Raw genomic sequence first — 15,727 nt, forward strand, 5'->3', positions numbered from 1 at the left:
TATTAAGTGCTTAATATGAATGAATTAATTGAATCTCCTTTGGGCATGAAGCTAATAAAAGCATGTTATTTTTATTTATATGAGCCTCAGCTTTTTGTTAATTGGAAAATTTATGATGGTTTCGATTTGAAATTAGGCTAACTCTGAAAGCGGAGACTAAGACGTAAAGAAGTCACAGAGTTGAGCTTTACAGTTATTAGGAGGCAGTTATGGATGATGATACAAAGAGGGATTTAGAACATCTTAAATCTATGGTTGATTATTTAAGGCACCTTGGTTTGTTATCTTTTGCGGGGTTGGTTCTCACCTCTAATTTATCGATTAAAATGTTTACTGATCCTACGTGGAAAATATTTGCGTTTTTGTCGGTTGCTGGTTTTTTCTTAGGTATAGTTTCTTCTTTGTTATCACAAGTTGGGCATATAGATCGTATTCGTAAAGATCCCATTTATGAACTACCTCTAAGCAATAATTTTGCTTTACCAACAGCATTATGCTTAGTTGGAGTGCTTGCTGGGATTATGTTTATGGCTGCTTTTGTATTATTAAACTGGTGGTAAAGCTTGCAGGTAATTGGATGTACAGTCTTAATGTAAAGAAAGAATAGGCGCAAAGTTCTGTACTCATTATTATGTTTAATATGTTTCGACCTCTTCGTTGTATCTCAAACAGCATACAAAATCAAAAGAAGGCAGGAATTTGATATGCTTGCCTTATTATTTTTCAAAACGTAATAATAACCCACGTGTAACTACCCGCAGTTTGCTCGAGTACGACTATTTAAGTTTATTTAACCTCAGGTTTGGATAAGGGTTTTGGAATAGAAAATGCTTGAAAACAAACTTATGTACAATTCAATGATGATATTTTGTTCAATATCAAGGCGCTTTTATGCAGTAATAGCGGGTTATTATAAATGAAAGCAACGCCGAGAGTGAGAAAAATAGCTTTATTGGGCAAATTCGCTTATCCAGAGCTGAGGTTATTTACATTGGTAACTTACTGATATTAATTTACTGAGCAGGAAAAGTACGTATACATTTTTGTCGGAAAGTACCTTTGTACGAGTAAGAAATAGGGTAAGTGGCAGGAATAACCTTTTTATAAAGTGCCTTAGTGTGTTTAGGTCTAACTTTTCTTCATGTTTACTGTTCAACTTTTCTATCATTTAACACTTATCTCATGGAAGTTCTACTGTTTCTGTTAAACCTAAGTTTCAGGTCTTTGATTTTAAACCTTATTATTTTTTAAGATGGTTTAAGATTTACTAAGGATAATTCACAACGACTTTGGTTATTGCGGTGTTAGCTTGTCGGTGTTTTTGCACAGAACGGTCGGCTTACGATCATTTTTTGCTTAATCATCTTCATTTTTGTCAGCTTGATATATGCGCTTACACGGCCACGACACACAGGTCGCAGCAGTATAGATCAAAGCAGAGCGAGAATGTTTTATTTACTAGGTTTGCACACAGAAAAACATTATGTGAGCCTACAACAGGAATTGCTAATATGATCAATAGTTTATTTAGTAAACGATGCTGCGTAATTGCAGTGGCATCGGTTTTTTCCACAGCGGCATACAGTGCCAGTATCAAAATAGATGATGCGGTGATTGAGCGTTTTGGCATAACCCAAAGCAGTTTAAAAAGTAGTATAGGAAATTGGATCGATGGAAGATACTTGCCATATACCAATCATGGCCAATATTTTTCCATTACAATCAATGGACTGAGTACTGTAGTAACAGAGAAACCAAATATAAATTGCAATTATTGGGTAGCGCTTGAGCACTTTAAAGGTGTGCCTTATGCTATTTTGTTGGCTGGTGATGATAATTGTGGTGGCGCAGGTCAGGTCGTTTATAGTGAAGCAGCCAAAAAGCTCGGGGGAGAAAAGCATATCAGGGTAGGTGGTTATGCTTATACTGATAAAGACACGATTGTGTTCAGCAAAGCTTCAGACCCAAAAGAGGTGGCGACTATTTATCCTAGTGGCACAAAGTATCTATACTTTGGACACCAGAATGCTCAGACTGACGAGCTAGCACAATTTGAGATCGAAGTTGTTGATCCTCAGTATGATAAGGTGCGACTGAGATTACGACATAATATTGGTAGCTTGTCTGATAAGTACCTCACTCGCGTTGCGGGTAAGTTAACTGTTTCACCAACAACAGCGCCTAGCGGTGAACAATCGGTATTCAAAATTGATTTTTTCAATGACGCGAAAGAAAACACAGGTATACAGCTCATTGCCGATAATGGCGCATCTTTATTGCAAAGCAACCGTAATCACTCATTGTGGCTAAATAGCGATGCTCATACCGCACTCACTATATCAACCTTAGGGCACCTCAGTGGTATTGGGAATGTACCAAGTATTGATGGTAAAGATCCAGAGAGCTTACAACTCGCACAAAAAGCAACCGTTGCTGATTTTGAATCGTTTCACGCGCCCTTAAAAGAGCAAGACTACCCTGAAAACTTGACGTTTAGGATCAATGAAGTACCTGATATGGCGCAAACGCAGAGCTACTTTGACGATGCAAGCTCGGTATTTTTAACGCTGAGTCATCAAGATGTTCGCATTATGCTTGATAAAATTAAGTATCAAAGCAAAATAATTGGCGCTGACTACGTTTATCCGATGAAGTCGGTAATCACCGTTGAGAATAAGGATGGTGATCAGTTCCAGATATATGATAAACGCTTTATGACACCTGCCGAGTGGGAACAACTTAAAAATCTCGCCGTGTCAGCGACTGGCAATAGAGAACCAGGTTCCGTGACGGATTTAAGTTCTATGGTATTACCTACTTACATAGACAAAGAGCACTTAACTTATTTAGCAGATACACGCTGTAAAACAACGGGTAACATTTCATATGTGAAGCAGACTGATAGCTGTATTTCTTATGCTGCTGGTTTTAGTGATTTACAAACTAATGCACTTACACCGCGCTTTATAGTGGCTAAGTTGCCAACACGTGTCACCGCAGACAAAGTGCAAAATTTTAGCCATAAGCGCATGGTTTCAGCTGCTTCAGCCGTCTATAAACAAGCTCAAAATTATCTGTTGTCAGATAAGTTCTTACAACGAAAAATGGACTTAGATGCCATTGAATACCTAGGTTACTTGGCGACTGTAGGGTTATCAAGCGAAGAGAAGCAGCAGTTTCGCACATACCTTTCTGACACCTTAGACACGAATGCATTAGCTGCTATGCGCCCAGCCGCACAAAGTTTTTCTTTGGTACATAATGTATATCTAAATCAGTATGTGCAAGGTACCGATTGGTTTAAAGAAATTGAATCTCGTCATTATCTTTTGTCTGATGGGATCTACAAGCCATATTTGAGCACCTTCGCGTTTGAGGCTTTTGCAACGATGCCTGAACACGCCAACTATACCGCGTCACCTTATTCAATGCTGCCCGCTTATGATGCACCGTTGGTGATTTTTGGCACTATGGCGGCGGCATTGCAAACAATAGAAAAATTGCAAGGGCGAGATGCTGCGCATAGCTTTTATGCGAAAAACGGTCAAAATTATCACAAATTGTATAAAGCCTCTTCTTTAATACTGAATCAGTATGGTCAAAAGTGGATCCCCGCTAACGATAGACCGTTAAGAAGAGAATCAATAATTTATCACGCAGCTTATGAGTATGCGCAACGTTCGTATAGCTCTCCAAATGAAGTGTTGCAGTCTTTTTGCGAGTTAGATGATGCAAGCAAAAAAGCCATATTGACGGAAGATACATTGGCTGATTGCGGCTTAGTTCAACTACATCAAGAAGAAAGTGATATCGCAGAGATAAAAAAACGCCAAATCGCACGCTTTATGCGCGTAGAAAAAACGCATATCTCAGGCGGATGGGATGAAATATTATTGCCTTTGATCAGTGGACCATTGTTGGACTATGTATTTACAGGCTCACTATTTGGTGAAGAGTTTGATGGATTGCTTGAGGAGCTTGGAACAACGGATGCAAGCGAAATCGAGTTAGACACGGTTGGAAGTGAAGAGAGCGCAGAAGTGACAGAAGAAGGGTCTGCAGCAACGGAGTTGGGTGAAGAGTTATCTGAAACGCGTTTTAGCCAAGTTTGCTCTATTTAGCCATTTGATTATTGAGGTTTTTATTATGTATGTAAGATTATTTTTAGTTGCTTTCTTTTACTTAATGTCTTTTGCAGCCTTTGCTGCAGGTGGGGAAGGTGCATGTGCACTGCCCAATGCCGGTGAAGAAATAGCAGAGCAAGGTATTACCGGTAACACTGAACTTAATGAAGATGAAAAATTTAAAAAAGCGGTGTCACTAGAAGGCCAGTATTGGTCCGAAAGGCGAGGCGGCGGTGAGATTGGGCAACTTAGTGGCAAAAGAACGCAGAATGCGGCCGCATACGCCAGAGCTAAAATGAGTTTTAACGATGAACTGTTACAAACTGATGGAAACATTAATATTAATGTTAAATATGCTCAGGTGAAAAATGAAAGTTGGATCACGACAGTGAGTTCTGAGGCGCCAGGAGAAGCAAATTACCGCATAGATAACATTCAAAAATATATGAAAAAAGTAGAAGCGGAATATGCAAAAGTAGGGAACACACTAAACGACACTACAAGAAAATATATTACGGAGTATTTACAGGCCAATGAGGCTGGCGGTGGCGACCTCTTGTTAAACGAAGTGAGTGGCTTGCCAGGAATGCACGCCGAAGTACAAGCGTTTAATAGGATAGTAAACCTGGCTGAAAATGAAGGTGTTACCCTGACTGAGCAAGAGTTAAAAAAGATTACAATTGCAACGGTTCGAGTCTCTAAAGAGCCAGCTAAAACTGGCGCTGATTTTGTCGCTTGTCCAAATTGCTCAGGCATTTTAAACGGCGCAGGTGTTAATATTATCACGGATAATCTGCCTGATTAATATTGTATGTTAATTAACAACGGAGTGTTGCTAGGAATGCTTTAAGTGATTTGTTTGCAACGCTTTACAGTCCTTTGATAGCACGGTGTGTACACCGTGCTTTTTTGTATGGAGATGATAGTCATTTAGCATGAGGGAGCTAGGAGTAACTTTGATCAGGCAAGGAAGTGGGGAGCGGGAAATTCTGATAATGAACTAGCTGAATAGTGTACTTACGCAAGCTTTACGCAGAACAACAAGTTTTATCCCGACAAGCGGCAGAAAAGGATGTTAAATGATATAAAGTAATTGGGTAGTACGGCATTTTTTTGCAAAATGTGCCTATTTCGGGTTACATTACAATCAGTTTAACATGGCCATACTTTTAGGCACTGGAGATTGAAGAAGGAAATTATGCATCTTGCTCAATTGAATATAGCCAAAGCGAAATATGCTTTAGAGTCTGAAAATATGACAGACTTTGTAGATAATTTGGAACCGGTCAATCATCTTGCCGATTTAAGTGAGGGGTTCATCTGGCGCTTGCAAGATGAAACTGGGGATGCGACACAGATCAAGGCTTTCTCAGACCCTAAAATTATACTAAACATGTCGGTTTGGGCATCAACAGATGCACTAAAGCACTTTATGTTTAAAACGCATCACAAAAGTTTTTTAAGCCGTAAAAAAGAATGGTTTCATCAGCTTCCAGAACAAAGTTATGTACTGTGGTGGATACCGACTGGTCATATACCAACCGTTGAGGAGGCTGTAGATAAATTAATGTACCTTCGTAAAAATGGCGATACGCCATATGCCTTTACATTTAAAAACCTCTTTAGTTCAACGGAGTATGAAACGCATAAAAATGCAATCTCATAAATCTTGCCAATATCAGACAATAATAATGGCTCAGATTAATATTTTATTGTTGTTTTAATAATTATAAGGCCGTAGTTAATAAAGACACAGATAATAAGTGTCGTTATTTTTGAGTGTTGTTAAATATAACCATATAAAATCAACTATAAGGAAAAGGTTAATGTATATAGCAAAACTATTTGCTGGAACGATGTTCGTATTATCCAGTTTATATACCAGCAGTGCGCTTGCTGGCCCTGAAGATAAGGATGCGATATGGCGCGCAGTGCATGAAAACCCACACAGAACAACAAAAGAGATTGAACGAGACCAATACCGCAACCCTGAGCAGGTACTGCGATTTATGGGTATTAAAGACACTTCAGCAGTAGGTGAAGTTGCCCCCGGTGGAAACTGGTATACCCATATTCTGGCTCCTTTACTAAAAGACAAAGGCCGTTATGTTGGTTTGCAGCACAACCCTGAATACTACGGTAAGTGGCCTAAATGGGCTAAAAAATTGGCTGCTTACCCAGATGAAATTAAAAACAATCCTGATTTATATGGCACCAATGCAATTGGGGCTTTTCTTCCTGTAACCAAAGGCTCCGCAGTAGAGCAAGGGTCGTTAGATGTTGTTTTCATTACGCGTACAATGCATAACTGGCAAAATCAAGGGCGATTAGACAATGGTTTAAAGCAGGCAAGGCAACTATTAAAAGAGGGAGGGACGTTAGCCATTGTGCAGCATAGGGAAAATGAAAATTATAAAGGAGATAGGGTATCTGCATCAAAGCGTGGTCGTTGGAAGCAAACAGATCTTGTGAGTGTGGTTGAGTCGTACGGGTTTAAATTAGTCGCCAGCTCTGAAATAAATGCCAATCCGAAAGATACGAAGAACTATGAAAAAGGTGTTTGGACATTACCTCCGAGCCTTGCGTTGAAGGAAAAAGATAAAAAGAAGTACATCACAATTGGTGAGTCTGATCGCATGACCTTAAAATTTGTTAAAGCGCAACTCTAAAATAAAAGCTGTGAGATTTTAAAAATGACAAAGGCGTTTCATATAAGTAGTATGTAAGCGTCTTAACTATTAGCAATTTGTGTAAAAGTTTACCTTTATACTCGATATTGTACCTACCGACTATAAATGATAGTGGGCCACGATAGCTGTTAATTTAAAGCTTAAAGGAAGTCGTGGTAGTAGTTAAAAATCCTACATGATCAAACCTCATTTAAACGTGAAAAGAAAAACTAAAAAATTCAATAGAATAGTTATATTAAAAATATTAATGCCGCTTCGTATTATTTTTATTTAGCCGCATGATTAACGGAAATACATTAGGGAAAATGACATGAAAAACTTCTTATTTTTGCTACTTATTTGTGTAGCAACGCATACGAGTGTGGTTGCAACTGAATTAGTCCTGCCAGAGAGTATGACGAAAGACGACACGGCACTTGCCGCTTCGATGCAACAACTGGCTAAGCAAGTATTAACGCTATGTGAGCAGTCGGCATGCAATTTAGACAATGACACGCTATTTAGGGTGCAAAGTGCGGCAGGTTTACATGGGAAAGCATTGCTTACACTTGAGCAGCTAAAAACAATCAAAGTAGATAAAAATGGCGAGTTAATCGCATCACTGGTACCGTTTTATGTCGTGGCTCAGGTCCAAAATGGGTTGTGTTCGAATGAACCGAGCTTGAAGCGCGTGTTTGCACAGGTTTTTCGTACTGTCTTTGCGAGTCTCGATAATAAGCGTGCGAGTAAAGCAATACAGTGGTTTAAACGTGACGTAAAAGAGACCCGTCAAGCCTTTGATTTAGTACTTGAAAAGCATAAACATAAAACAAAAATATCACGGGTAGCAGCGATTGAGTTACTACGACATTTCCAACATTATCAAGCCCATCAACTTTGGGCGCCATTTGTCGGGTCATTAATCGCTGAGGATGATGATAAACGTTATATTATCGACAAGAATGTACTGATAAAAATGCCCGACGGCGCACACGTAGCGGCAATGATCGTTCGACCAAAAAACAATAAGAAAACACTACCGACCTTACTGAATTTTACGATTTATCATAATGCAGAAAAGGAATTTTCCAAAATCAGAGAGTCTGCAGCGCGTGGTTATGCGGGGGCCGTCGCTTACACACGCGGGAAAGGTCATAGCCCTGATATACCCATCCCGTATGAACATGATGGAGAAGATGCCAGCAATGTTATTAATTGGCTCAGTAAACAAACGTGGAGTGATGGTCGAGTTGGTATGTTTGGCGGTAGCTACGATGGTTTCACACAATGGGCCGCACTAAAGCATTTGCCACCAGCATTAAAAACAATTGTACCCTATGTGGCTAATAATCCCGGTGATGGTTTACCGATGGAGAACAATATTTTTCTATTCGTGAATTATGCATGGCCTTTTTATACGACGAATAACAAAACGCTCGATAATGAGATTTACTCAGACCATAAACGTTGGAATGAATTAAATGAAAAGTGGTATCAAAGCGGTAAGTCTTATCGTGAAGTAGATAGTGTCGATGGTCTAGAAAATAAGTGGCTACAGCGTTGGTTATTACATCCAAGTTACGATAAGTATTGGCAGAACATGGTCCCATATAAGGATGAATTCGCTAAGCTTAATATCCCCGTGTTAACGATTACTGGGTATTATGACGATGGCCAACAGTCAGCTTTGCATTATCTGAAAGAGCACTACAAGTATAACTCTAATGCGGAACATTATTTACTAATAGGCCCCTATGACCATTTTGGTGCGCAGGCGGTGAAAAAGTCATCGACGTTAAGAAGTTATACGATAGACCCTGTAGCGCATTTTGATACGTCAGAAATTACTTATCAATGGATGGATCATATATTTTATGGGGCGCAAAAACCGAGCCTGATAAAAGATAAAATAAATTATCAAGTAATGGGGAGCAACGAATGGAAGCATGCTCCATCGATTGAAAAACAAAGTAATGAAGTACTGACGCTCTATTTGAGTAACCTTAAAAGTGGCGATAAAAATCAATTAACTCCGACTTATCCCTCAGAATTAGGTTTTTTGTATCAAGAAGTAGATTTTTCAGATAGGAAAACCTCCAATAATGACTATTACCCTTACCCAATCGTTGGTAAAAAGCCTGATTTATCCAATGGCTATTCATTTATAAGTGCGCCATTTGACACTGAAATTGAAGTTTCGGGTACATTCTCTGGGGAGATAAAAGCCACTATCAATAAAAAAGATATGGATATAGGAGTGGTGCTGTATGAGGTGATGCCAAACGGGGCGTTATTTCACTTGTCTTATTTTTTAGGCCGAGCGAGTTATGCAAAAGACATGAGCAAAAGAAGCTTGCTTACGCCTTACAAGGTAACGTCAATTCCATTTGATAAAACTCGGATGGTGAGCCGTAAGTTAAGTAAAGGGAGCCGTTTACTGGTGACACTGAATATTAATAAAAACTCGTTTGCACAGATAAATTATGGCACCGGTAAAGATGTGAGTGACGAAAATATAAGTGATGCAAAAGAGCCGCTGCAGATCAAATGGCATAACAACAGCTCTATAAATGTGCCAATTTATCGAGCTATTGACTGAGTGTAAGTATAATAAACGAAGACAATCAGTGCATTACCTGTCAGGTTTAATATAGACAGGAGTAATACGATATTATTATCAAACCAGGTATTTGGTCTCCTAGCCATATGAGAGGGAAGAAAAATTATAAAAGCAATGATTTGATAGATTTTTGAAGGTGATTAGAATGTGGTTTTATGTAATTATGAGACTACCGAGTATTTTTAGTTTTATAGGTGTTCTGGTCGGGTTATAAATGGTGATGCTTGGTTAAAAGCGAACTCTATATTTTCAGGTTTTGATATGATAGAACGATATTGTTATATTAAGTATCTAGGTATTTTCTTAATGCCTATTTATTACTTTTTGGGGTTTTTAGGCGCAATTTTTGCTTTAGGCAATCAATTTGAAGTGGTTTTTACTGCACTATTCTCATTTACTTTATTTCTTTCAGTTGCTTTGTTTGCTGTTGGCTTATTCAAAGAGCAGGTTAAAGTTGAAAAGGTAGGAAAAAATAATTTCATTATTAATAAAGTGGCTAATGTATACGGAAGTATCATGTTGGTGTTGTTTTTAGCCGTATATGTTCTTGGCTATTTAGTATGACATCGCGAAATATTAATGACGAACTTAATAGTGACTACAATGAATTTTTTTTGTAGAAACAGCATAGTTCTTTAACTGGTTAAAAGGATTATCAATGAGATATTTTGTGTTTTTGGCGCTGGTGATATTTATACCACCTGCTAAAGCTGAGGTGATCAAAGGTTTTAATGTTTTGAGACTATCGCAAACACTCCATATATTGACGGATGTAAAGTACAACACCAATATCGGGCTAGTTACTACAAAAGATGGTGTCGTTTTAATTGATCCTATGCCCGGCAAAGGACGATTAGCTGAGCTAATGAAGCTTATAGTTAAAATAGATCGCCAAGCACCTAGCTATATTTTGAACACACATTCACACGAAGATCATTCTGGTGGTAATGCCTTTTTCATTAAACAAGGGGCAAAGCTCGTTGGTTCTGATTTCAAAATCAATGAGATTGAAGGTATTACAGTCAATTCTCATACGAGTCAAGATGAGGTTTTTTATCACAAAAAAAGCAATAGTTTGTTTGTCGGCGATGTGTTTGACAGTAGTTGGCACCCCACATTTTATGCTGGGGGGTTAAAAGGGTTCGATAAAGCGATAGACCATATTTTGGCATTGGGTAATGAAGATACACGTATTGTTCCAGGCCATGGTAAACCTGCGAATAAGGAGTCATTACGCGAGTTTAGAAAGCACACTCATAATTGGGTTGCTCACATTCGTAAGCTATCATTAAAAGGAATGGGCATAAGTGAAATAATGCATGATGGTCATACCGTTGAACTTCTAAATATATTTAATGTAGAAAACCGATCACCGTTTATTCCTGAAAGAGCATATGGGGCTAATTAACCCTACCAGAGGCGGTTTATGAGAACAGCTCATAAATCGTCTCTCATAAAAGTTAATTGAATGTAATTTTTAAGGTTTGTAAGGTAAAGCCGATAAAGTGAAGTAACCTAGTTTAAAAGGATCTTTATGAAAATTAATATTAATTCACTTCATACCCAGATTGGCAATAAAGCTTCTTTTTTGGAGCCTGTAACGGGTGAACAAGCAAAGAATCAGGCAGCCCCAGATGTGGGCAATGAAAGCAGCACGGTTGATACCGATACAAATGAGACACAGAGCGATTTTGATTTAACTTTAGTCAAAGGCAGTGCTTATGAGCAGATTTTTAATAAAGAAGATCTCGATTTCTCTAATATGAGTCTCAATGAATTATACAGTCTTGTTCAAGATGTAAACGCAATGCATAGAGAGTATGCAAAAGAGCACGGTAATGATGAACCTACGAGGATTGGTAGATTTGGCACGCCGATCATATCTAAAGAGAGAGAAGCTCTCCTTGATTTAGAGGGGACGTTAGAGGTACTTTCTTTTGGCGATGGTCGTGTTGACCCCAATGAGAAAATTGATGTTGCTGCGTATTTTTCTAATCAGGCGGAACTTGCCACTGCGCAAGCAAAAGCAGCACCAGAACGAGACGATTACAGTATTTCAGCTTCGTATATGAAAGAAATACGCAATACGGTCGGAAAATTTATATTAGATGATACATTTGAATTGTATAAAGAAAAAGCGGCTGTATTATTGACCGATAAGCCTAAGGTTAATACCTATATTTAATAGCAAATTATGACTTTATAGCAGACTAACTATTTTTAATTAAGACTTAATGTTTTATGGACTGTGTTTGGGCTTGAGTATATTTTTTATTAACTTAATTGAATGAAAGATATACTCACCGTAATGCATATTTTGATCTTAAACCACTTAAACCACTTAAATCACTTAAATCACGACATCATGGGTATGAGGAAGTTGTGAGAGTACTTCATCAATTCGGGTGATCCCTAAATCAAACTCAGCTCGGCTGTTTGGTCCGCCAAGGGTGAGTCGAATACCATTGACTGGTTGTGTAGTTTGTTCACTATGGGGATTAACAAACACGTCTATGGCGCGCACCAAGACTTTATTTGCTTTTAGCTGACTTGTTAAAGAGTGCATATTAAGATGCAATGGCAAAGGTAAATATACATTAAGCCCAGCAAAGGATGCTGACAGTTGATGTTTAGTCATTATCATTTTAAGTGTATCGATACGGTAGGTTAACTCTTTTGCTAGCTTTTCTTGATTGTGGGCAAAATCAGGGTTTTTCATTACGCGCATTAGCAATTCAAAATTCATCATAGAAACGGCCCAGCACTGGGCATGGAGTTGCTGTAATACAGACTTTTGCCATAATATCGGTGCTAACAAATAACCGACACGTAAACCGCCAGCAAAATATTTAGATAAGCTGGCTAAATAAAATACTCTATCAGGCGCTTTTTGCCACAAAGGAAGGCGCCAATTTTGTGGTAGACAGTAGTTTACGTCGTCCTCCAGAATAAAAAAATTGTAACGTCGGCTCAGTGCTAATAGTTGCGTTAGGTTTTCTTCACTGTATTGTAAATTAGTGGGATTTTGGCAATTTGGTGTGATGTATATGGCTTTAATATCGCTACTTTGACATAGCTTTTCTAGCTCATCTAGGTTTATTCCGTCGTTGCCAAGCCCAATGCCTTGTGTTTTCAAGTTGAGTGATTGGCAGGCGTTATAAAACCCTGGGTATGTCATAGCTTCATGCAACACCAATTCGCCAGGTTGACATAGTGTAGCTAATGTTGCGTAAATCGCCTGTTGTGCGCCTTGGCAAAATATAATTTCTTGCTGTTCACAATGAATCCCCTTGTCTTTGAGCCACTGTTTAAAAAATTGTTGATGACGTGCAAGTCCGTTAAGTTTGTAAACCATAACTTCTTGCAACATAGCAGACTCTTCTGCCAATGATTGCATTGCAGCACCAAGAACTTTTTGTTGCCCCAACATAGGCTGCATACTTGAAGCAAAGTCTGTTTCAAGTGCAGTATCTAAAATTTGCTCTCTAACCGCGATAAATGTGCCAGCTCCAAGCTTGGCATTAACTAGTCCTCGTTGCTCTAGCAATGCATAAGCGCGGGTTACTGTGCCATGCGTTATACAAAGGCGATCAGCCAATTGCCTTTGTGGTGGCAGTTTACAACCAAAAACCAACTGTTGATCATCAATTGCTTGCTCAACCAATTCCGCCAATGCGCGGTATTTGGGCTGATGTGTTGATAAAGATGTGAACTGTGATAATTCTGGTTGCCAAATTGTATCCATAACAATAAATTTATTGATGTCTTTGTATCATTATGACAATAAATAGTCTTAGTTAAAAATAAATATTGTATCAATACAATTTAGGGGGGTAGAGTGTTCAATGAAGAGTTAATAGCGTTAATTCCTGCACTGGTTTTGTTTTGCTTCATAGCAGCTTTCACCCCAGGGCCTAATAATATTTTACTGACTTTGTCAGGGGCAAAGTTTGGTGTAAAGCGCACAATGCCGCATATTTTTGGGATCCGTGTTGGCATGACGGTAATGCACATTGTAATGCTGTGTGGACTCGGGAGCTTGTTCAGTATGTTGCCTATTTTGCATGCTGCATTACAAGCTATCGCATGCGGATACATTTTGTATTTAGCCAGTAAAATTATTCAATCAGGGGCGCAAGTAAACAGCCAAGTGCTATTGCAACCCATGAGTGTCAATGAAGCGGCTGTTTTTCAGTTAATTAATCCTAAGTCTATTAGCATGTTACTGTCGCTTTGTAGTGCATTGACCATTCCTGGAGAGCTATTTTGGGACTCTGCGATTTTAGGATTGGTTGTTTTTAATTTGGTTGGAATATGTTGTGCTGTTTTTTGGGTATTTGCTGGCAAATATATTAATCGCTATCTACACAAACCAAAGCAGCGCAGCCGTTTTAATATCGTGATGGCATTGCTGTTGGTCACGTGCTTACCATTAATTTTTATTTAAGGAAGGGCGAATTATGCAACTTATACATACCTTGTCTGCTACACAATTTGATGAAGTATATCGGTATTTGGCTCAACGCAGTTATTGGAGCAAAGGAATCGATAAGTCTTTGCTCAAGAGGGCGTTACAACATTCTTTATGCTTTGCACTTGTTGATGGTAAGCAATTGTTGGCATTTGGGCGTGTTGTTACCGACCATGCAACTTTTGCGAATTTACTTGATGTGTTTGTATTAGAGCAATACCGAGGTCAGGGTTTGGGGAAGAAGCTCATCGATGCCGTTATGACTCATCCTGATTTACAGACTCTGAGGCGTTTTACGTTAGCAACTAAAGATGCACATGGTTTATATCAACAGTTCGGTTTTACACCCATTGCTGACCCTAACATTGCAATGGAAAAGTATGTTGCGAGCATTTACGCCGTGTGATGAATAACTAAACCTCTATTAGTCAGGTGAGACTGCTTGAGTCCTATCACTATAAATCTAGTATGATAGTACTATAATAACTATTCATCATTGCCTTTAGCCGTTAAACTTACTTATGTAGTTCATACTAAGTAATGGCTTTGTATTAATCATTTCCCACATACAAAGTTATTTAGATTGTTGGGTGAGATAAGGACGGTAAATAAGTCTATTTACTGTTTCTGTGAATCAGCATTTGTGCATATTTATAGAAGACTGACTAATGAAAATAATGAAACTGAGCTTGAGTACATTTTTCCTACTGGTATTTTTGTGTGGATGTGGGGGAGGCTCAGATAAAGGAAATGATAAACCATTTGCGCAGACGTATCGTGTGTCTATTGATATTGAAGGACAAGGAACCAGCAGCCGAGAAAGTATAGATGTTGAATTTGGCAAATCGGCTGTGGTTAATATGCTCGCCGGTGAGGGATACTTTTTAGATAGCGTCACTGGGTGCAGCGGTAATTTGTCAGGAACAACCTATACAACGGGATTAATTCAGACTAATTGTACTGTTTCTGTCGTATTTAAACCGAAAGTAAGTGTATCAAGTGTTATTGCTGACCCACAGTTACTAAAATGTATGTCAGATAGCGGCAATAATTTTATTCATGAAGTTACATCGTTAAGTTGTGATGGCTATGCGATAGACTCAATGGTGGGCATTTCGCAGTTAATTAAATTGACGCGCATTAAGTTAGACAATAGCCAGCTAACTACAATCGACCTTTCTAAAAATACAGGGTTAGTTTCGTTAAGTTTAAATGGTAACTTACTGACCGAACTCGATGTTTCAGCACTATCCGATTTGAAAGAGCTAGACCTAAGAAACAATAGCTTATCAAGTTTATCAGTCACTAAGAACCTTGATCTAACAAAGTTACAGCTTTCTAATAATCAATTGAATACAATCGATGTGTCTAAAAATAGTAAACTGACGGATTTAAGCTTAGGTAATAATAAGCTAACGAACATTGATTTGACGCACAACAGCCAGTTAATTGAGCTGAGAGTTTATGAAAATGCGCTAGAGAGTATTAACTTAAATAATAATAAATCCTTAACGAACTTTAAAGCATATGATAATCAGTTATCTACAATAAACCTATCCAATAATAAGTTATTAAAAGATGTGAGTCTTGGGGGAAATAAACTTGATGAAATTGATATCTCGAGCAACGTTCGGCTAAAGGAATTACGGCTATATAAAAATCAGTTATTACACATAGATGTTTCAAAAAATACAGCGTTAGTGGTGCTTGATTTAAACACTAACCTATTGAACTCGATTGATACAGCTCGTAATACAGCTTTAACATTGTTAAACCTTGATAATAACCAGTTGACTAACATCGATGTGAGTGCAAATACGCAACTAACTTCATTAGGTTTAGG

12 protein-coding genes and 1 pseudogene are annotated in these 15,727 nt (G+C 38.4%); 12 read left to right on the forward strand and 1 reads right to left on the reverse strand.

Going from position 1 to position 15,727, the window contains the following annotated elements; genetic code table 11:
• The first annotated feature begins 209 nt into the window (after window positions 1-209).
• The 9 genes from J8M01_RS05920 (at window position 210) to J8M01_RS05960 (ending at window position 11,598) form a co-directional block, all read left to right on the forward strand.
• Window positions 210-560 carry a hypothetical protein gene (locus tag J8M01_RS05920; protein ID WP_211057342.1) on the forward strand — a complete coding sequence of 117 codons (351 nt, stop codon included), beginning with the start codon at window positions 210-212 and terminating at the stop codon, window positions 558-560.
• A 951-nt stretch (window positions 561-1,511) separates the two neighbouring features.
• Window positions 1,512-4,121, forward strand: coding sequence for a hypothetical protein (locus J8M01_RS05925; RefSeq protein ID WP_211057343.1), 2,610 nt, complete (start codon window positions 1,512-1,514; stop codon window positions 4,119-4,121).
• A 25-nt stretch (window positions 4,122-4,146) separates the two neighbouring features.
• Window positions 4,147-4,929 (forward strand): YwqJ-related putative deaminase, encoded by a 783-nt coding sequence (locus J8M01_RS05930; protein ID WP_211057344.1) that lies wholly within the window; start codon window positions 4,147-4,149, stop codon window positions 4,927-4,929.
• A 393-nt stretch (window positions 4,930-5,322) separates the two neighbouring features.
• Entirely contained in the window at window positions 5,323-5,790 is a 468-nt protein-coding gene (locus tag J8M01_RS05935; protein WP_211057345.1) for a DUF3291 domain-containing protein, read from the forward strand.
• 160 nt (window positions 5,791-5,950) lie between these two features.
• Window positions 5,951-6,793: a class I SAM-dependent methyltransferase gene (locus J8M01_RS05940; protein ID WP_211057346.1), complete on the forward strand. Its 843-nt coding sequence runs from the start codon at window positions 5,951-5,953 to the stop codon at window positions 6,791-6,793.
• 331 nt (window positions 6,794-7,124) lie between these two features.
• A complete protein-coding gene (locus J8M01_RS05945) occupies window positions 7,125-9,392 on the forward strand; it encodes a CocE/NonD family hydrolase (protein ID WP_211057347.1) in 2,268 nt (755 codons plus the stop codon).
• A gap of 282 nt (window positions 9,393-9,674) precedes the next feature.
• On the forward strand, window positions 9,675-9,977 hold the full coding sequence (locus J8M01_RS05950; protein WP_211057348.1) for a hypothetical protein: 303 nt from the start codon (window positions 9,675-9,677) through the stop codon (window positions 9,975-9,977).
• Window positions 9,978-10,071: 94 nt separating this feature from the next.
• A complete protein-coding gene (locus tag J8M01_RS05955) occupies window positions 10,072-10,821 on the forward strand; it encodes an MBL fold metallo-hydrolase (protein ID WP_211057349.1) in 750 nt (249 codons plus the stop codon).
• A gap of 126 nt (window positions 10,822-10,947) precedes the next feature.
• On the forward strand, window positions 10,948-11,598 hold the full coding sequence (locus J8M01_RS05960) for a hypothetical protein (RefSeq protein WP_211057350.1): 651 nt from the start codon (window positions 10,948-10,950) through the stop codon (window positions 11,596-11,598).
• A gap of 165 nt (window positions 11,599-11,763) precedes the next feature.
• Here the strand turns inward: J8M01_RS05960 and J8M01_RS05965 are convergent, their stop codons facing one another.
• Window positions 11,764-13,158 carry a PLP-dependent aminotransferase family protein gene (locus tag J8M01_RS05965; protein ID WP_211057351.1) on the reverse strand — a complete coding sequence of 465 codons (1,395 nt, stop codon included), beginning with the start codon at window positions 13,156-13,158 and terminating at the stop codon, window positions 11,764-11,766.
• A gap of 93 nt (window positions 13,159-13,251) precedes the next feature.
• On the opposite strand from J8M01_RS05965, the gene J8M01_RS05970 reads away from it, so the two are divergent.
• The 3 genes and pseudogenes from J8M01_RS05970 to J8M01_RS05980 form a co-directional block, all read left to right on the forward strand.
• On the forward strand, window positions 13,252-13,860 hold the full coding sequence (locus J8M01_RS05970) for a LysE family translocator (protein WP_211057352.1): 609 nt from the start codon (window positions 13,252-13,254) through the stop codon (window positions 13,858-13,860).
• 13 nt (window positions 13,861-13,873) lie between these two features.
• Window positions 13,874-14,290 (forward strand): GNAT family N-acetyltransferase, encoded by a 417-nt coding sequence (locus J8M01_RS05975; protein ID WP_192507154.1) that lies wholly within the window; start codon window positions 13,874-13,876, stop codon window positions 14,288-14,290.
• Window positions 14,291-14,552: 262 nt separating this feature from the next.
• Window positions 14,553-15,727, forward strand: a pseudogene (locus tag J8M01_RS05980) (hypothetical protein); the annotation flags it as partial.

It is taken from the genome of Pseudoalteromonas sp. MMG005, from assembly GCF_018101015.1.
GTDB classification, from domain to species: Bacteria; Pseudomonadota; Gammaproteobacteria; order Enterobacterales; family Alteromonadaceae; genus Pseudoalteromonas; species Pseudoalteromonas aurantia.